Origin of the sequence: Desulfosarcina variabilis str. Montpellier (assembly GCF_048565275.1) — a bacterium.
Taxonomy (GTDB): domain Bacteria; phylum Desulfobacterota; class Desulfobacteria; order Desulfobacterales; family Desulfosarcinaceae; genus Desulfosarcina; species Desulfosarcina variabilis.
Genome location: NZ_CP159846.1, coordinates 8220598 through 8238536, shown reverse-complemented (window position 1 = coordinate 8238536; position 17939 = coordinate 8220598). Strand labels below are relative to the sequence as shown.

20 protein-coding genes and 1 riboswitch are annotated in these 17939 nt (G+C 50.1%); of the genes, 16 read left to right on the top strand and 4 right to left on the bottom strand.

Features of this window, described 5'->3' with window-relative positions:
- Nucleotides 1-136 precede the first annotated feature (136 nt).
- The 7 genes from Dvar_RS37250 to Dvar_RS37220 all read left to right on the top strand — a co-directional run bounded on the left by Dvar_RS37250 (nucleotide 137) and on the right by Dvar_RS37220 (nucleotide 5689).
- Entirely contained in the window at nucleotides 137-1078 is a 942-nt protein-coding gene (locus Dvar_RS37250; protein ID WP_419658536.1) for a LuxR C-terminal-related transcriptional regulator, read from the top strand.
- Between the two features lie 153 nt (nucleotides 1079-1231).
- Entirely contained in the window at nucleotides 1232-1429 is a 198-nt protein-coding gene (locus tag Dvar_RS37245; RefSeq protein WP_419658535.1) for a hypothetical protein, read from the top strand.
- A 178-nt stretch (nucleotides 1430-1607) separates the two neighbouring features.
- Nucleotides 1608-1832, top strand: a riboswitch (cobalamin riboswitch).
- 128 nt (nucleotides 1833-1960) lie between these two features.
- The gene (locus Dvar_RS37240; protein ID WP_419658534.1) at nucleotides 1961-2974 is read left to right on the top strand and encodes a radical SAM protein; all 1014 of its coding nucleotides are present in this window, start codon (nucleotides 1961-1963) and stop codon (nucleotides 2972-2974) included.
- Between the two features lie 60 nt (nucleotides 2975-3034).
- Nucleotides 3035-4555 (top strand): carbon-nitrogen hydrolase family protein, encoded by a 1521-nt coding sequence (locus Dvar_RS37235; protein ID WP_419658533.1) that lies wholly within the window; start codon nucleotides 3035-3037, stop codon nucleotides 4553-4555.
- Between the two features lie 173 nt (nucleotides 4556-4728).
- Nucleotides 4729-4938, top strand: coding sequence for a hypothetical protein (locus Dvar_RS37230; protein WP_419658532.1), 210 nt, complete (start codon nucleotides 4729-4731; stop codon nucleotides 4936-4938).
- A 7-nt stretch (nucleotides 4939-4945) separates the two neighbouring features.
- Nucleotides 4946-5167: a hypothetical protein gene (locus Dvar_RS37225; RefSeq protein ID WP_419658531.1), complete on the top strand. Its 222-nt coding sequence runs from the start codon at nucleotides 4946-4948 to the stop codon at nucleotides 5165-5167.
- A 303-nt stretch (nucleotides 5168-5470) separates the two neighbouring features.
- Complete coding sequence (locus Dvar_RS37220) at nucleotides 5471-5689, top strand: hypothetical protein (protein ID WP_419658530.1); 219 nt, start codon at nucleotides 5471-5473, stop codon at nucleotides 5687-5689.
- On the opposite strand, the gene Dvar_RS37215 is transcribed toward Dvar_RS37220, so the two are convergent.
- Nucleotides 5686-6075, bottom strand: a complete 390-nt coding sequence (locus Dvar_RS37215; protein WP_419658529.1) for a DUF1186 domain-containing protein — start codon at nucleotides 6073-6075, stop codon at nucleotides 5686-5688. The two genes, Dvar_RS37220 and Dvar_RS37215, sit on opposite strands and share 4 nt — an antisense overlap.
- Before the next feature lie 65 nt (nucleotides 6076-6140).
- Here Dvar_RS37215 and Dvar_RS37210 point away from each other — a divergent pair, with 65 nt between their 5' ends.
- Nucleotides 6141-6392, top strand: coding sequence for a hypothetical protein (locus Dvar_RS37210; RefSeq protein WP_419658528.1), 252 nt, complete (start codon nucleotides 6141-6143; stop codon nucleotides 6390-6392).
- Nucleotides 6389-6661, top strand: coding sequence for a hypothetical protein (locus Dvar_RS37205; RefSeq protein WP_419658527.1), 273 nt, complete (start codon nucleotides 6389-6391; stop codon nucleotides 6659-6661). Before Dvar_RS37210 ends, Dvar_RS37205 begins: the two co-directional genes overlap by 4 nt.
- Before the next feature lie 19 nt (nucleotides 6662-6680).
- On the opposite strand, the gene Dvar_RS37200 is transcribed toward Dvar_RS37205, so the two are convergent.
- Nucleotides 6681-8576: an acetyl-CoA hydrolase/transferase family protein gene (locus tag Dvar_RS37200; RefSeq protein WP_419658526.1), complete on the bottom strand. Its 1896-nt coding sequence runs from the start codon at nucleotides 8574-8576 to the stop codon at nucleotides 6681-6683.
- 255 nt (nucleotides 8577-8831) lie between these two features.
- On the opposite strand from Dvar_RS37200, the gene Dvar_RS37195 reads away from it, so the two are divergent.
- The 3 genes from Dvar_RS37195 to Dvar_RS37185 all read left to right on the top strand — a co-directional run bounded on the left by Dvar_RS37195 (nucleotide 8832) and on the right by Dvar_RS37185 (nucleotide 13505).
- Nucleotides 8832-10031, top strand: a complete 1200-nt coding sequence (locus Dvar_RS37195; RefSeq protein WP_419658525.1) for a 3-dehydroquinate synthase — start codon at nucleotides 8832-8834, stop codon at nucleotides 10029-10031.
- 38 nt (nucleotides 10032-10069) lie between these two features.
- Nucleotides 10070-11203 carry a metabolite traffic protein EboE gene (gene eboE / locus Dvar_RS37190; RefSeq protein ID WP_419658524.1) on the top strand — a complete coding sequence of 378 codons (1134 nt, stop codon included), beginning with the start codon at nucleotides 10070-10072 and terminating at the stop codon, nucleotides 11201-11203.
- Between the two features lie 559 nt (nucleotides 11204-11762).
- On the top strand, nucleotides 11763-13505 hold the full coding sequence (locus tag Dvar_RS37185) for a serine hydrolase (RefSeq protein ID WP_419658523.1): 1743 nt from the start codon (nucleotides 11763-11765) through the stop codon (nucleotides 13503-13505).
- A 321-nt stretch (nucleotides 13506-13826) separates the two neighbouring features.
- Here Dvar_RS37185 and Dvar_RS37180 read toward each other — a convergent pair whose 3' ends face one another.
- Nucleotides 13827-14039, bottom strand: a complete 213-nt coding sequence (locus Dvar_RS37180; RefSeq protein WP_419658522.1) for an amidohydrolase family protein — start codon at nucleotides 14037-14039, stop codon at nucleotides 13827-13829.
- Between the two features lie 87 nt (nucleotides 14040-14126).
- Complete coding sequence (locus Dvar_RS37175) at nucleotides 14127-14717, bottom strand: methyltransferase family protein (RefSeq protein ID WP_419658521.1); 591 nt, start codon at nucleotides 14715-14717, stop codon at nucleotides 14127-14129.
- 48 nt (nucleotides 14718-14765) lie between these two features.
- Between Dvar_RS37175 and Dvar_RS37170 the strand changes: the two genes are divergently transcribed.
- The 4 genes from Dvar_RS37170 to Dvar_RS37155 all read left to right on the top strand — a co-directional run bounded on the left by Dvar_RS37170 (nucleotide 14766) and on the right by Dvar_RS37155 (nucleotide 17903).
- Nucleotides 14766-14963 carry a hypothetical protein gene (locus Dvar_RS37170; RefSeq protein ID WP_419658520.1) on the top strand — a complete coding sequence of 66 codons (198 nt, stop codon included), beginning with the start codon at nucleotides 14766-14768 and terminating at the stop codon, nucleotides 14961-14963.
- 101 nt (nucleotides 14964-15064) lie between these two features.
- Entirely contained in the window at nucleotides 15065-16054 is a 990-nt protein-coding gene (locus tag Dvar_RS37165; protein WP_419658519.1) for an MBL fold metallo-hydrolase, read from the top strand.
- Between the two features lie 554 nt (nucleotides 16055-16608).
- Nucleotides 16609-17040: a hypothetical protein gene (locus Dvar_RS37160; protein WP_419658518.1), complete on the top strand. Its 432-nt coding sequence runs from the start codon at nucleotides 16609-16611 to the stop codon at nucleotides 17038-17040.
- A 17-nt stretch (nucleotides 17041-17057) separates the two neighbouring features.
- Nucleotides 17058-17903 (top strand): immunity 49 family protein, encoded by an 846-nt coding sequence (locus Dvar_RS37155; RefSeq protein ID WP_419658517.1) that lies wholly within the window; start codon nucleotides 17058-17060, stop codon nucleotides 17901-17903.
- The last annotated feature ends 36 nt before the right edge of the window (nucleotides 17904-17939 follow it).

Genomic DNA, 17939 nt, shown 5'->3' with positions numbered 1-17939 from the left:
AATTTGAACGAGAGTTTGCAAAACATGCCTAAAATGAACATTGTTCCATAATAAGAATGCTTTTGACTTGTCAACTGAAATATGATCCTTTTTGGTTATTGGAAAAACGTGCACATTGATCGATGGAGACACGACCATGGCGAAGCTATCGCCCAGACCGGCGGCCTTGAAAAGCCGCAGAAAAAAAGCGAAAAGCCAGTACTCAAAAGATTTGTTAATGCAAAACGACAATCTACTTGCCCGGACAATCCTTGATTCGTTGTCCGCGCATGTGGCTATTTTGGACGAGAACGGCTTTATTCTGGAAACCAACCGGGCCTGGAAACGATTTGCCCACCAGAATCAGTTGCGCATGCGGCCGGAAACAAAAAACCTCAACTATCTTGAAATTTGCGATAGTGCCGCTGCCGAAGAGGGGGGGGAGTCGAATGTGGCCAAGGGCATTCGTGATGTAATCGCCGGCGGCTTGGAGGAGTTTGTCCTGGATTATCCCTGTCACTCACCTGACGAGCAGCGTTGGTTTTACATGCGGGTGACCCGGGCCAGAGGACCGGGCCCCATGCGCATTGTCGTCAGCCATGAGAATATCACGGCCCTCAGACAGACGGAAAACTGGCTGCGCGACAGCAAGGAAGCCTTGCATCAGGAAAAGAAAAAGCTCGAAGAGGCCAACACGGCCCTGAAAGTCCTTTTACAGAGAACGGAAGCGCATCGGCAGGATATGGAAGCCGACGTGATTGATAACCTGCATCGGCTGATTCGCCCGGTGCTCGCTCGGCTAACCAAGATGAAACTGCAAGGGCCGGCCCAGGCGTTGATCGCCAGCCTGGACAAACGCTTGGCTGAATTGACCCGGCCGTTTTTAAGACGGCTGTCCACCCTTGAATCCGTGTTGACGCCCCAGGAGATCGAAGTCGCCTCTTTAATCCGGGAGGGGCTGAGCACCAAAGAAATCGCCGCCCAACTCCATCTTGAGATCACCACGGTGAATTTTCACCGGCGCAACCTGCGTAAAAAACTGAGCCTCAGCAACACCGCCACGAATTTGCAATCCTTTCTGATGAACCTGACACAGTGACGGTTTTTGCCCGTCAGTAGACCGTCATTCTTCAGGGATTGTCTGTTTGCCGCCTTGTTTGTATAAATTATCCATCAGTCAAGGTCTCTGGCCAATTGCCAATCATCGACGATTAACTGGCAATTCTACCGCTTTCAATCAAAGGAGGACATTATGATCTGCTCACTTACCAATAATATCGATGCCGCTGTTTTGAAGACAATTAACGATCTTGAAAAGGATCTGGGAAAAACCCTTCTGGCCTTCAGCTGTCATGCGTTGAAACCGTCGGCCCTGAGTGCCGATGAACTGCAGAAAGTTCAGGATACGGAAAAGAAATTGGGGGTTTCTCTGGTGGCCGTAGAGGCCTAAGCCGACAAACCGCTTATAATCGGAAAACGGCTCAACACGGTTAATTAAATATTCTTTATTTGCCGTGTTCGAGCCGTTTTTTTTTGCTGGCGGGCTTAATCCAGGCATTTTCAAAACCTTTCCAAGAATCATCACACCGGTGTTGACAATCCGCCTTTCTCCAGCTATGCATATCAGCTAACCACAATCAGATTCGGGTTTGACGAGGTTGGGATAGATAAAAGACCCAACCACCGTGATGAAAAGGGAACACCGTGAAACTCGGTGACGGGCCCGCCGCTGTAATCGGTGACGAAGGCTGCCATATTTACCACTGTCTCTAAAAAGAATAAGTGAGATGGGAAGGGGCCGCCGGTAGGATGATCCGAAAGTCAGAAGACCTGCCTGAATCGTAACACGTTGATGTGCAATTGGCGCTTCGGGTGACGACGAGGCAATCGTTTATACCCCAACCATTTCGCGGAAGAGCAGGGCCGACGCGGATCGATTTATCGATCCGTTTTTTTGTCTATTTTTTACTACGAATCTATTATGGCCATCCGGTATCTAATTCTTTCACTCACCAGTCGCTGCAACCTGCGTTGCGTTTACTGCTACAACGGCGAGGGGAACGGCAAAACCGTGGATATGCCCGAAGCGGTAATAGCGCAGGCGATCCAGGAGGTAGCGTCCCAAAAAGAGCCGTTTCATCTTCAGCTGACTGGTGGTGAACCAACCCTGGTGGCGGAATCTATAGAAAAAGCGCTTGTCCTGGCGTACGATACCGGACGCTGCCGTAGCCTGGGCATCCAGACCAACGCCACTTGCCTGACACCGGATCTTTTAAGGCTTTTCAAAACCCATGATGTGCAGGTGGGGGTCAGCTTGGACGGGCCGCCCGCAATTCATCAACAGCAACGCGGTATGGCTGCCGAGACCCTGCGCGGGTTGCAGATGTTGGAAGCCGCCGGTATCCCTTTCCGGGTGACCACGGTGGTTACCCAGACCAATGCTGACGCGCTGGACCGGTTGGTGCTGACCCTGGCAGGATTTGGCTGTGCCCGGGGCATCGGGCTGGATCTGTTGGTGGGAAAAGGGCGCGCCGGCGCGTTCGGTGCTGTGGCACCGGCGGATGCATCAACCCTTGAAAAGGGGCTTTTCCGCATGCTGGACGTGTTGGCGGATGTTAACCGTTGCAGGTCATTGCCTATCCGTTTGCGCGAACAGGATTTGATCGTTGGAAAAACCAAGAAAAAACCTGTTTTTTGCCATGCCTGTCGGGGAGAAAGCCTGGCTGTTGATCCGGACGGAGGGCTTTACCCTTGCGGGCAGACCCTGGGGGATGAGACCTTTTCCGCCGGTACCATCTGGCAGCCGCAATACGACCGCCTCACATCGCTTCGGGAATTCAAGCCTTTGGGGGTATCCTGTAACAGTTGCGACATTGCGGCGGTGTGCCCTGGCGACTGCCCCAGCCGGCTGTATTATAACCGTAAGATTAATGCGGACCTCATTTGCACGGTATACAGAACAATTGATAATGGAAAATGGAGAATGAAAAATTAAAGAGCCGGAAACCACAAACCTTGGACAAGCAACAAAAAACCATAATGCTGTGAGATTAAGATGAGTAAAACTTTGAGAATTGCTCTGCTGCATGCCGCCATTGCCTATGGGAAGGTGGATGAAAACCGTCAGGCCCTGTTGGATATGATTAGCCGTGCGGCCGGGGCGGGTGCAGAACTGATCGTTGCGCCTGAAATGGCCTTGCCCGGTTATTCCTTTGACAGCCGTGAGGCCATCGCACCGCTTGTGGAAACCATTGACGGACCGACCGTTACTGCCGTGGGCGAGCTTGCTCGCTTGTATGGCGTTTATGTGTGCGTCGGTTTGGCCCTTGAGGAGCCCCAGACCGGTATTTTTCACAACAGTGCCGTAGTGGTCGAGCCCACCGGCAAGGTGGCCTGCCGTTATGATAAAATCAACGCCGAAAGCCGTTGGGCCTGCCCGGGAGATGCCCGGCAGGACAATACTTTTGAAACGGCTTGGGGACGCGTCGGCCTTTTGATCTGCTCAGACTCCTATTACGGCCTGATGCCACGTGTTACCGCCCTGCGGGGTGTGGATTTACTGCTGGTGCCGGCCAACTGGCCACCAACAGGACTAGATCCCAGGGAACTGTGGCGCGCCCGGGCCATAGAAAACGGCATTTATCTGGCGGCCTGCAATCGTACCGGCATCGATCGAACCATGGATTGTCGTCAGGCCGCTTCATGCGCCGTTGATCCCAACGGCGGGATCCTGTTGGATGCGAGCCATGCTGACTCGCAAATCTATACTGTGGATTTGCCATTGACGGAAAAGGGCCGCCTGGACGATACGATGCGTCGGCAGTGCATGGCCAGCAGATGTCCTGACCAGTATAACAATTGTTATCTGAACCTGCGTCCCATCCAGAACCTGACCACGTTTTTAAACCTGCCGTCGCCTGACATCCTGGATGTTTATGGCGTCGTGCCCGAAGCGGACGAGCATCCCATCGATGCCTTGCTGCGCAGTCTGGATGATAAAAACGCCCCGCCCGGATTGTTTCTTTTGCCCCGGTTTGCCTATGCGGATGAGGCACTGACGCGTATCGCTGAGATTGCCGCTAAATACCAGGCAGGCGTAATCACCTGCCGCCGGGAATCCAATGAATATGATTGTTTTGCTTTCCCGGCCGATGCCGACACCCAGCACTGGCCTCTGGTCTCCTCCACCGGCGGGCAGGCCGCCGATTTCTCGTGGATCGATTTTGGTTCGGCCCGACTGAAACCGGTTACCCTCGACCTGTTATCCCACCCCGAGAATGCAGTGGCGGCCGCCAAACAGGGCTGCGATCTGATGGTCACCTTTGGCGAAAGCCTGGATGAAAACAAACGGTTGCAGGCTGGTGTGCGTACCATCGAACACCTGGCCGTAGCCTGCGCTACGCCCAGCATGGCAGGCATCTGGCTGCCTCCCGATGGACATCAACGCTGGCAAGAGCGGGTGGCCGGATCGGGCGCGGTTTGCCACGTTGCCCTGGATACCCATCGGACCCGCCAAAAGCGATTTCAGGATAATATCGATTTTGCCACGTTGTTGCAAAGAAATGGATCCCAATGAGGTGGCCTGGGCCGACCGATTTTCACATGGCTGATCCTGGGCGTAAGTAAGTCAAGTTTTTCACCATGTGAAATTTCTTTCATAATAATTATTACTTTCATTTCTTATTGATTGTAGAAAACACACAATATGTAGGCCTTGTCTCTAAGACGACAACTATATATTGATTTTGCATGGTTTTTGCTTCAGTTCCTATTCATATCCCTTTCTATATTAAAAATGAGCTTCCTTATATCGTAATTCAAAGTGAAAACGATTATCATGATCGTTCTGCATTTAATTTAATAATCAATGAGCAAAGCAGCTTGTTACTGTTAGGTATTGGACTTTTTGGACTTGCAGGGGCATCGAGAAAAAAAAATAAAAAAAACAATAAACTTTGAGCAATTTATGATGATCTCAAAAAATATAGATTTTCCATTGATCCCTCAAGAAAATAAGAAAATTATGTTTGTTGAAGATCCTTATAAAAAAGATCGAAGGATAAATCTTGAAAGACGGCAATATCTATACGATATACACATCCCTGAAAGAAGATCTAACAATGAAAGAAGAGCTGGATCTTGCTTCAAAATTGATTCAGTAGATAGTGATGGTGATACACCCAAATAATCCATAGTTCACTTGTGCTTATCTCCTTTATTCACACCAGATTTTGTCGAGCGGGACCTTTTCCTTAACGCTTACCTCCCTATCCCTTTACCGACGCTCTATTGTTAAACTAAGCTGGGCGATTGTCGAGCTTGCCGCATATACAAGGCCCCAATCATTATTGACCAAAATTATCAAGAAGCAACTCAATTTATTAGATGAATATTAGCAGTATTTTTAATCAAGTTTTTTTGGAATTGAGCGATAGCAGAATTGATTATGCCGAATTTGATATAAACTCAAAAAATTAAAAAGGTGATCACTATGGCAGAATGTGAATGTTTACCAACATGCCCATTTTTTAACGACAAGATGGCCAACAAGCCTGGTACCGCTGATATGTTTAAGAAAAAATTTTGCCTGGGGGACAACACAAATTGTGCCAGATATATTGTTATGAAAAAACTTGGCAAACCAAACGTGCCACCTGATCTGTACCCGAATCAGAAAAAAATGGCAGAGCAACTTATTGCGGTTAACTAACGACGGTTTTTCTTTTTTAAAGCCTTAGCTTGTTTTCGTTCCATGTCGAATTTCAATTTTTCAAGGCAATTATCTTTATCCCGTTCCAAGGCTTCTTCGAAATCACTGTAATGGACCATCCCGGGGGCGATTAACTCGTCCGCATAAACCTGTTGGATTATATCCATGATTTCCTTTGTATATAAACCATAGGCAGCTATTGCCAGCAGTCCCCAGAATCTGACATCATATCTGCATCCTTCAATTGACATTTGGATTTTTGTCTTTGTCATTTTTTCTTTATTTTTTAAGGTCACCCATCGCTTTGGACCAAAGCAGTCACCCCAAATGCGGTTACCCTGGGCTGTCCCACATTCATTATTGACATCTAAAAAATCAACAGACATACTCGCAGGCTTTAACGGTTAATTTACAATTTCCCGGAATCACCCCCTTCGAACTACAGTGAAAAATGGCGAAAAAAAACAAAAGCCGCAAAGCGCGCAAGCAGGCCGATCAAAAACTCCAAAAAATGAAAGTGGGGCACCTGGTCCAAAAAGGCGAGGCACTTTTGGCTTCCGGCAATTTTCGCGAAGCCCTTAAAACCATTAAAATGGCTCATCAAAAGCAGCCCGCCGACCAACCGATCCCGCTGAATCTCAACGGCATTCTCAAGATCAAGGCCGTGGAAAAGGACTCCGACAAGCATATAATGCCCTGTTGAAAGGCGCTCCGGTTTGCCGGCGCTGCAAAACGGATCTGACCCGCACACTGCAGGCGCAAAACGATGCCTATACACACTATCAAACAGCGCTTCAGGCCCAGGCCAAGGGCCGCTTTGAAAAGATGCTGCGCCATGCCGGGCGCTGTTTTTCCCTGCACCGTACGATCGCCCACGGCCGTTTGCTGGCCTGTGCGGCCATGCTCAATGGGGACTACCGGTTGGCGCTTACCACCTGGGCCTGTATCGCCGGCCGTCACCGGCAAGGTTAAAAACTGGATAACCAGCTTTTTAATCCGGTCTCAGATCGCTCATCTCATCGAACCGGCAATTGAGAATCAACGATTCCGCATCGAACGACGTTTTTACCTTATACGGAAGTGTTTTGAACAGATTGATCATGGCCTTGTTTTTCGGCCATGTGTAGGCCACCAGCCCAAAAATGCCATTCTCACGGGCCGCCCGGGCCAATTTGCGCAATAAAAGCTTGCCCAGGCCTTTGCCCTGATAATCAGCGGAAATGGAGAATGCCACCTCGGCCATATTGCTCTCGATGAGCAGGAGATATTCACCGACCCCCACGACCCGGCCGAAGCCAAACTCACCCACCACCGCCACTAGCGTCAAATCTTTGATATAATCAATCTGGGAAAGGGTTTCCACATCGCTGCGATCAAAGCTATGCTTGTCATGAAAAAAACGCAGTCGTACGTCTTCCTTGTTCAGGCTGTAGTAGTGCTCTTGGATACGACGCTCGTCCACGGGCTTGGACGGTCGGATGGTAATCTGCTCACCGTCCCGTTCGATGGTCTCCTCCAGGTGGATGGGATAGATGCCTTTGGTCGCTTCCCCCAGACGGCGATCATTGCCGATCAACCGCGCTTCCTTGGCCTGGCTGAACAACCAATCGCGATGATCTGGATGGGCGATGCCGATCAAGGCCAGCACCCGTTCCTGCAGGCTTTTTCCGAACAGGTTGACGACCCCGTATTCGGTGGCCACGTAGTGCACATCCCCCCGCGGCACCACCACGGCCGCACTGCCCAGGGACGGCACAATACGGCTGCGCTTACCATCTTGCGACGCAGCGTACAGCATGATAATCGACTTGCCGCCTTTGGATCGTTTGGCACCGCGTACAAAATCCGAGATACCGGACACACCGGCAAAAAAAGTATGCTCGGACGCCTCGGCCGCCACCTGACCGGTAAGATCTATGGAATGGGCCACATTCACCGAGACCATACGATTGTGTTGAGAAATAATGAAGGGGTCGTTGACATAGTCCGACGGCCTGAATTCCACGCCCGGGTTGTCGTGTAAAAACTCGTAGAGACTGGGGCTGCCGATGGCACAGGAGGCCACCAGCTTTCCATCGTTGAGTCCTTTTTTGAGATTGGTGATTACGCCTTTGGCGTATAGGTGCATGATATCATCGGTGATGTATTGGGAGTGAAATCCCAGGTCGTTTTTCACGCCAAGCCCCTTGATCGTGGCCTGAGACGCGGCGTCCAAGCCCATTTGGAGGGTGGACCCGTCCTCGATCAAGCGCGAAATATGCTTGCCCGCCCATTCGGCGGCACCGGAGCGTTTGCGCAGATCAACCGATAAAATCGGCTCCTCGTGTTCCACGATGACATGCACACGGTTGACATGAATAAAACTCTGCCCCATGGTGCGGGGCATCATCGGGTTGACCTGGGCGATCACCAGATCGGCGCTTTGGGCGGCGGCCAGGGTGATATCCACCGAGACCCCCAGGCTCAGCCATCCGAAATCGTCGGGCGGTGCGACCTGAATCAGGGCCACATGGATGGGCAGCTTGCGGGATAAAAACAGACCGGGCACCTCGGACATGTTCATGGGGGTAATAAAGCGCATGTAGCGCGCGATACTCTCCGTGTCCGATGATCCCAGGTAAATGGTCCGGATATTGAGGCTGTGATCTTGGGTTTTGTCGGCAATTTCAGATAAGGACGTGGTTTCCCGGCTCATCAACCGCACGATTTCAAGACCGCTTAGTCTCAGGGCCGCTTCGGACAACGCCTTGACCAGTGCCTTGGGTTCTCCACAGGCACTGCCGATGAACACCCGCTGCCCAGGACGAATTAGGGATATGGCCTCTGCTGGTGTTCTGCGTTTTTCCACATAGCTATCTGCCCAATAAAAGGATTGTGATCTTGTCATGGCCTGACTCCTTAAAAATGATGTCAACAACTGCGGTGGCTTCAAATTTGGATAGGTTTGTGGCATCTTTCAATGATTGGATCAACAATGAAAACGCCAAACCAACGCAGGAATGGATCTGACTGTTTTCTGTTTGTCGGTCTCGACTGATTTTCCATGAACCTGACTCAAATGTTGTAATTTTGCGATTTTGAAGGTATGGCGGAAAGGTCGCCCATGGTCATATCTGCTTTAACAAAAATTGGAATGCTTTAGATGAAGACAATTGAACAACGGTTCAGTATTCAATATCGTTTTTCCGTTTTTTTCGACCGGAAGGTCTTCAAGGAGGAAAACCCGCTTTTGGCCTCGACATTGATGCAAGGCGGGCCAAAACGCCATCATGTCCTTTGTGTGGTCGATTCAGGCCTTCTGGATGCGCATCCATCGCTTTGCGAACAGATCGACGCCTACGCGGCGAAACATCAGGACGTGATGCAGCTGTGCACTCCCATTCTGGTTGCCCAAGGGGGGGAGCGCTGTAAAAACGAGCCGACGATCATCGAAACGCTATTGAAAAGCGTCCGAGAACATCATCTGTGTCGGCATTCGTATATTTTAGCGATCGGCGGCGGCGCCGTCCTCGATGCCGTCGGCTATGGTGCGGCCATCGCCCATCGCGGGCTGCGGCTGATCCGCATGCCGACGACGGTGTTGGCCCAGAACGATGCCGGTATCGGTGTGAAAAACAGCATCAATCTGCTGGGCCGCAAGAATTTTATCGGGACGTTTGCACCGCCGGTTGCCGTTATCAACGATTTTTCCTTTTTAGAGACGCTTTCCCCCCGGCAGCGGCGAGCCGGTATGGCTGAAGCGGTGAAGGTGGCCCTGATCAAGGACCCATCTTTTTTTAACGCGCTTTATGATCAGCGCAGTGATCTGGCCCGGTTCCGTCCGCAATCGATGGAAGAAATGATCTATCGCTGTGCGGCTTTGCATATGCAGCATACCGGTAACGGCGGCGATCCTTTTGAACTGGGCTCGGCCCGTCCCCTTGATTTCGGGCACTGGTCGGCGCACAAACTCGAGGAGATCACCCGTGGCCGGCTCAATCATGGCGAAGCCGTCTCCATTGGCATGGCCTTGGACAGCCTCTATGCAAACCGCTGCAACATGATCGAAGATGGTGAGTTGCAGCAAATTCTGGCCCTGCTGGGCGATCTTGAACTGCCTTGCTATGATCCGGCACTGTCCGAAATGGATGTCGCTGCCGCCCTGGGTGAATTCCGGGAGCACTTGGGTGGGGAACTGGCCATCACGCTGTTGACCGGCATCGGTAGCAAAAAAGAGGTCGACCATATCGACGCCGCCTTGATGGAGCGCTGTATCGAGGCGTTGCGGGACTATGACGATGGCCGGGTGCAGCGCGTTGATCACACCGGCGACGCTGCCGCCCTGGCCGGAGAACTCAATTGACAACCCTTCCTGGCAGCTGCAAAGGGATGACTAATCACATGGCAAGCAAGACGCACAACACAGCGGGAGGCCGTCCAGCGCGTCCGGCGGTTACCTATTGCACCAACATCCATCCCGGCGAGAGCTGGCGGGAGATGGATGCCGCCGTCCGTCAATATGCGCCGGTGGTCAAAAAAGCGGTCTGTCCAAGCGATTCTTTTCCCATCGGCCTGCGCCTTTCTGGCCGGGCGGCCGGGGAAATCACCGATCGGGATGCTGCCGATTTTTACGCCTGGTGTCAGGAAAACGGGTTCCATGTGGCCAGTGTGAATGGGTTCCCCTATGGCACCTTTCACCACACCCCGGTCAAACAATCGGTCTATCTACCGGATTGGCGGTTTAGCGAAAGGCTCGATTATACCAAACGACTTGCCGAGTTGCTCTCCCGGTGGCTGCCGGAGAACCAGACCGGTTCCATTTCCACGGTGCCGGTGGGATTCCGACGCACCATCGATCGGCAGGATTTTCCACTGGTGAAAAAGAATATCCAGGCCGCCCTTGACCATTTCGACCACCTGGCCCAGCGGACCGGTAAGGAAATTTTGCTCTCCATGGAGCCGGAGCCCGGTTGTATTCTGGAGACGACGAATGATGTCGTGGAACTCTTTGATCGTCTCGCCCTGCCGCCGGCTCAGCAGGTAACGCTGGCGGTATGCTACGACTGCTGCCACCAGGCGCTGCAATTCGAGGATCCGGCAGATTCCCTTAAACTTCTCGCGGATAACGACATCCGCATCGGCCATGTGCAGGTTTCCTCCGCCCTGCGGCTGATGAATCCCAACATCGGTCGATTGCAACATTTTCACGAATCCTGTTACCTACATCAGACCGTAGGCAGGAAGGCCGGCGGCGAGCTGCTGCGCTATGATGATCTAGACCTGGCCGTGGCCGATGATCCGGTCGATGTCAAGGAGTGGCGGGTCCATTTTCATGTGCCGGTGTTTATCGATAGGACAACGGATTGTGACAGCACTCGCTTTTTTCTCCAGCAGATCCTGCCCCTGTTCCCCGCCCACCTGATTTTGGAGGTGGAAACCTACACCTGGACCATTCTGCCAAAGGAACTGCAGGGGGGCTCCGTCACGGATTGCCTGATAGAGGAGATCGCGTGGGTGCGCCGTAACCTCTCATGAATGGTAACGCACAGGTCAAAGGATAGTCAGCCTTTTGTGGCTGGCTGGTGATCGCCACGGCGGGATTCGAGTAGCTCCTTAAGGTATGAGCGGCCGAATTAATTGTTGTAGCCGCACGCACCCAGCCCCCAAAATCTTCAAAACTCATCTCATGGGGTCACATACCCTCCCCAATATTACCATGAAAAATATCAACCACGTCGAATTGTGGGAAAACATCTTGCGAAAATACATCAAGCTTTGATAGGTAAAGCTCAATATTTTGAATCTTATTTTGTTAGCGTTTAGAAGTTTGGTAGAGAAAAACATTTAAAATGCGCTTTTTTTGGTCTTGATGTCAGGCTATTTCACGAAAAAACTACGATTCATGAGGAAATTAAATAATGCAACTAATGCTACATTGTTGATACTGTGATAAACTTTTTTCTGCGAATGAGGGAGAGTAAGCTTTATGTTGCGAAGAGGATTGTGCCTTATTTCTGTTTTGTTACTGGCCTTAACAGTGCAATTGAATTGCAGTAACATTGCTCATGCTGATGTGACAGTGGACAATAGTGAAATGAGCAATACCGAATCTACCGGTAGTTGGAGTGTGTCGAGCGGATCTGATCCATTCGGTCCGTCTGACGCGACGGCCAATTCCCTGTGGGCAAGTGGCGGAGAAGACACCTTTACCTGGTTATTTCAGGCACCTCAAACCGGCACCTACGAAGTCTGGGAGTGGCATTCGGGCTGGTCATCCAAGTGGTCATCCAGGACCACTGCCGCCCCGCATCAAATCACCCATGCCAGCGGTACAACCAATGTATTGGTCAACCAGCGCATCTACCCCGGGCAGTGGAACAGTTTGGGGATGTACCCGTTTGTCGCCGGGGAGACTTATGCGGTAACCGTCACGTCAGTAGCCGATAGCTTCAGCACCTGTGCCGATGCTATTCGGTGGACCTTCAACCAAGATGGTGCCACCACCCCCATGGCAGTCATCGATACTGTGTCACCCAATCCAGTCAATAAGGGAGATGCAATCACCTTTGCAGGGCATGGCAGTGATTCGGAGGGAACAATTACAAGTTATCAATGGCGTTCCAGTTTAGACGGTGTTCTGAGCAATAGCGAACAATTTTCGGTTTCGAATCTGTCAGCGGGCACTCACACAATCTTTTTCGAAGTGCAAAACGAGACTGGTGTATGGTCAAAAGCTGATTCTATAGTACTGGAGATTGATACGACAGTAACTGAGACATTCCCAGAAGAAAACTGGAACACAGCAACGCCAGAAAGTCAAGGTGTGGATTCTGCCTCATTGCAGCAGGCAATGAATTATATGGATAATAATTTTCTAGGAAACGGTTCTGATAGAACCGTAGTCATACGGAATGGATATAAAATATGGGAAGGGAGTGAATTAGATGTAAAAGAAGGAATATACTCTGCAACTAAAGTTTTTACAAGCACTGTCTTAGGTCTTGTCATTGATGATGGGCTCGTAGATATTGATGCATATGTAAAAAGCTACCTTCCCCAAATAGATGGTACCTATTCTCAATATGAAAATTTACTGGTGAGACATCTGGCAACGATGACATCTGGATATAATGGATTGGAATTGCCAGATTCACCATGCCCTATACAAGGCAGCCCAGTATATGCTCGTTGTGAATACGATTTAATTCCTTCTGCGCCTGAAGTAAATCCTGGTGAACATTGGGCTTATAGGGATCAAAATTTACGAAAGCTTGCGGAGATAATAATTCAAGAGAGTGGAGAGTCGCTGGAAAGCAAGTTTAGAAATGAGATTGCAGATCCTATAGGTATGACAAATTGGGATTGGAAGACAGAAGCCTGCAACATTGATGGTGTTGTTATGAATGAACCGACAGGATACTGCCTGCAGGGTATCCATACTGTTCCAGAGGATCTTGCAAGATTGGGCCTATTATATCTTAACAAAGGAAACTGGAATGGTGAGCAGTTGCTAAGTGAGTCATTTGTTAATAATGCGACAACAAACCAAGTGCCGGCTTCAACACCCTGCCCAAGTAGTGTGTGTTATAGTGGCCGGTATGGATATTATTGGCGTGTCAATGGTTTAAATTCTGAAAATGAGAGGTTGATGCCAGATGCTCCTCCGAATGCATATTACGCCTATGGCTATAAGGGCAATTTCCTTTTTGTAATACCTGAATGGAATATGGTAATCGCACGGCAATCAGCAGAAGAGGGATCTTCATTAGTGGATAAATGGAACGAATTTTTCAAGATATTAACCATGGGCATAACGATTTCATCCCAGAGTAGTTGAGCAGATAGAAAGTTTGGTGAAGGATATTTTCTGGCTAAGGGTTCGCGCATAAATAAATTCACAAATTGTCAGTGTTCAGGCGCCCGCTCAGCAAGGCGCGAAGACAAAGGAATATCAGGCATATTCCGTGTTTTCGCAACGCCGCTGAGCGGGATGGATGGGCGCTGAAAATGTGAAGTTATTTTTTCGCGAGCCCTCAGGGCCCACTCAAAAATAAATACATACTGGGCTTGATCCTGATGTTTGACTAAATTTACCATTGAAACCAATTATGATGGGTGTAAATTTTGTTATTCCGTTATAGCCGATTGTTGAAACACGCTATAATTGCACCCACTCTTCAGGCGTATGGGCCTCACCCGCCTTGATCGTCCATATCAATGAACGCAGGGCCGTCAAGTCCTCAAGGGGGTCATGCTGCACGACGATCAGACCCGCCTGCTTGCCGACTTCCACGGTGCCGATCAGATCCTGAAGCCCCATCATTTTCGCCGGAATCCGTGTGGCCGATGAAATGACGTCCATGGGAGCCATGCCAGCACGGCCCAGCAGTTCGATTTCTCGGAGCGTGCTTGGTCCATGGAAATTTTCAACATCGTCCAGGGTTCAAACAGTCCACGCCTATTTTTTTGCCAATATCGGAATGTATCTGCCTGTATTCTGCACATAGGTTTTGTATGGTTTTCCGTGAACTTTCCTTAAATATGCTTCTTCTTCCAAAACCATGCGATGAAATAGAAAGATTGTAATCGTTACCAACACCAAAATCAATATACTGGGACGGATCAGGAACAGGCTGAACAGCATGATATAGTAGGAAAGAAAATAGGGATTCCTGACATATCCATAGATGCCATCCTGTATGAGTCTGGTTTTTTGATCGTGATGGATCCCCACACGCCATGATTCATTTAGCTGAGCGGAAACAAACCAGCCTAAAATGATGCTGATTGCAAACAGCACTATCCCGGAATACGAAATGATGGGGAATCTCAAAAACGAAATCGCTATCGCGTATTTATACAACCGGTCCGAGCTTGCAGAAAGAATGGTGACCACGAAAGACAAACTGATAAACGCAATGGAAGCGGTTAAGATCGGATTGCTCGATCTGATTCGTTCCTTTGTACGTATTTTTACCAATACATTCCTCACAATAAAGGAAACCAAAAAAATCACCGGCAGGAGCACGACCAATTGTTTTTCAATCATTTGTTTTTCCTCAACTTTTTTGCGTTGTGAATAAGGCCTAATTTTTTCATGCGCGAACGCAAGGTTGACGGGTTAACACCCATATTCCATTTCAAGGCTGCTGCTGATTTTCAAAATGGTTTCCTTGAAGAAAACCTCTCGATTGGCTTTTTGCCCCATTATTCCTCCACTGGATATATCGTTTTCGCCGTGATATATCGCAATAATAATGCGAAATACAACGCCATGTCTGGTTGGAAAATATAAAATGCTGGATTGATATGAAAAATATGTGGCATGGTTATGGCTGGAACTAATGCGATTTTGATCAATTCATTTAAATCCTACCGATATAATGGGAGACAATCATGACGCGAAGAATCGCCCTTTGGTGGTGGCCGTTGTTTGTCCTTGCCAGTCCTGTATTGATTCCATTTCTGGTTATCAAACTGGCCATTTTTAAAAACAGACAGGCAAAAGCACGCCAGATCAACCAAAAAAGAATGTCGACGGCCGACAAGCTTGACTTGCCCCTGTTGGAAACACTCGAGTTGACACCTGTAGTGGAATGGGAACGCAAAGATGGATTCCACGGTGCGCCGGGTGTCTCATACTTGTTTCGAACGGATCAAGGAACGCTTCTGTTCGATGTCGGGTTCGGACCCGAAGACGGTGTACTTGCTCACAATGCTAAGCTTAAGGGGATCTCATGGGATCAGGTGGATGCCTTGGTGATTTCGCACCTTCATCTGGACCATATGGGAGGAAGCAAAGCCTCACTCAAAAAAACGGTCCGTGTGCCGGCAGAACTTGGCCAACCATCAACTATTCCCTGTTTTTTGCCCGATCGATGCAACGCACCAGGTTTTCGGCCAATCCAAGTCACCCAACCGACATTGGTGGGCGCCGGTCTGGGATCAACCGGCCCCCTGGCCCGCAGTTTGTTTTTGATGGGGTGGTGTGAAGAGCAAATTCTCATGGGGCGTTTAAAGGGCAAAGGCCTCGTCGTTTTTACCGGTTGCGGTCACCCGGGCATTACCATTATCTTGGAAATGGTGCGGAAAATATCACCAGAGCCCATTTATGCATTGGGCGGTGGCCTCCACTATCCAGTTACGGCCAGTCGATTGAAAAAGCCGGGATTGGAGGCGGCGATGGTATTTGGGACGGGAAAACCGCCCTGGCAGAGAATTACCGACGATGATCTGACCGATTGTATTCATGCAATCAATCGGGCGAACCCACGGCATGTTTTTTTGTCGGCGCATGACACGTGTGATTATTCCCTGAAGCGATTCAAAAATGAATTGAACGCGAATACTCACGTCCTTCGGGCAGGAGGCGTGTACCAACTATAACATTTTAATCCATTATAATCAGGGCCTTTTCAGGCACGAACACATTGGCGGGCCGGTCAGAAGACCGGCCCGCCATATCGTCAAGTCCAGCGGTCGAAAATAAGGGTGGAAATCAGCATTTACACTCTATAGATTCAACGCCCATCACTGTTTTCGATGTGTTCTCCATCTTTTTTATGCAACCTGGGGGGTTCAATCAGCCGCCTGGGCGACTTCGCTGGCGATTTGAATGACCCGTTTGGGGCAGTGAGACGGGATCACACACCCCGGAGCCAGAATAAAGCGTTTATTCCCACCTTGTTTTTTAGCCGTGATGATCTGATCTTAGTGGACAGTCTATCTGCGTCCAAATTTTCGCGAAAACGCCTTGTTGGACAGCTAAAAAGCTCAAAATGAGGTATGGAGAGATTCATTGGGCGGAATGTTCTCAATCGCCAAATTCGTCAAGTCTTGCTGTGCACTACATATTGCGTCATCATATTCCTTGACACCCAATTGACGCCTTGGCATACTCGGTCCAACAAAAAGCAAGTTCCTATCTTTTAAATTCGAAAATGCGACCCCCCATCTATCCAAACGCAACAACAACTGCAACGTTCAGCAACACAACAGGAGAATTCGATAAGGTCTTTAAAGTCAATGACGAGGTCTGGGTCGTGGAGTTCAAGGGCGGAACGTCAGCGCCCCAGTCCCTTGGGAAAATGAAACTCAACGGACAGTACTACGAGCAAGGAACAACCCCATACGCCCAGGCGACTACCCGAAATATGGCGTCTATGAAACCTGGCGGCAATGTTTCGGTTGCGGATGCTGCTGCAGCGAAAAATGCCGCAGATGCCATTAAAAACGCCGCCCGCAGTGGCAAACTGAGATACTACAAAGTCGAAACACAAATCGGTTTCGACGCCCAGGGCAAGGCCATGGTCGAGGACGTGAAAATGAGCGAGTTCAAGATCGATCAAAAGGCCATCGCCAATTCACAGTAAAATAAGGAGCAGAACCCATGGAAGTGGATCACCGGCGGGTATATGAGCCGTGGCAAGAAGGACTTGATATAACAATTAATCACGTAATCAACGGGGATGTCCGAAAAAAGATAGGTATCGTCAGAAACAACATCAAGAGTATTGGGGAAGACGCCCTTGTACTGGCCCGTCATCTGAACTACCGCCGGTCCGAGGAGAACGACCGCCTGGCCGTGGAGTGGCTGCGCTACGGCAGCAAGGCCTATGCGGCCTACTTCGAGCTGGCCCGCGAGCCGAAAAAAAAGCAGACCATCCGTATCCTGGACCTGCCGCCGGTCACCTGGGACGGGCGCGGGATTATCGACGATGGAATGATCTCTGCCTTGGACTGGCAGGAGGCCTACTTTCTAGCCGCGGTCATGCGCGACCGGGAGAGCATGGATTCCCTGGCCCGTTTTCCCGTGGATCTGCTGCGCAAGAGCGCCACGAAAAACGAGTCGCCGGAGTACCTGCTGGTAGAGGCCATTCAAAGCCTGCACCTGGGGCGGCCCGACTATGAAACCCGGATGACCGGATTTACGCGCACGTTCGATATGCGATCCGCCAGCGACTGGATCATGTACATCACCATGGGCAAATTCGAGACCCTGGTTGCCCTGACCCAAATACTGGATCTGGACTTTAACGCGATCCTGGCCAAGCACCTGGGCTCTCACCGGCGTTACTACGAGCGCCACACGCCGGAAAATATCGCGCCGGTGGACAGCTGGATCGCCATCGCGCTTTTAGGCATGGCCTGCATGGCCCATGACAAGGGCGAGCCGGTGACCGTGGAATCGGACTATATTCCCCGCTTTCTCATCGAAGGCACCTATCTGTTTTAGAAAAACGAAAGTCTGCCGGCATCATTCTGGAAAAAT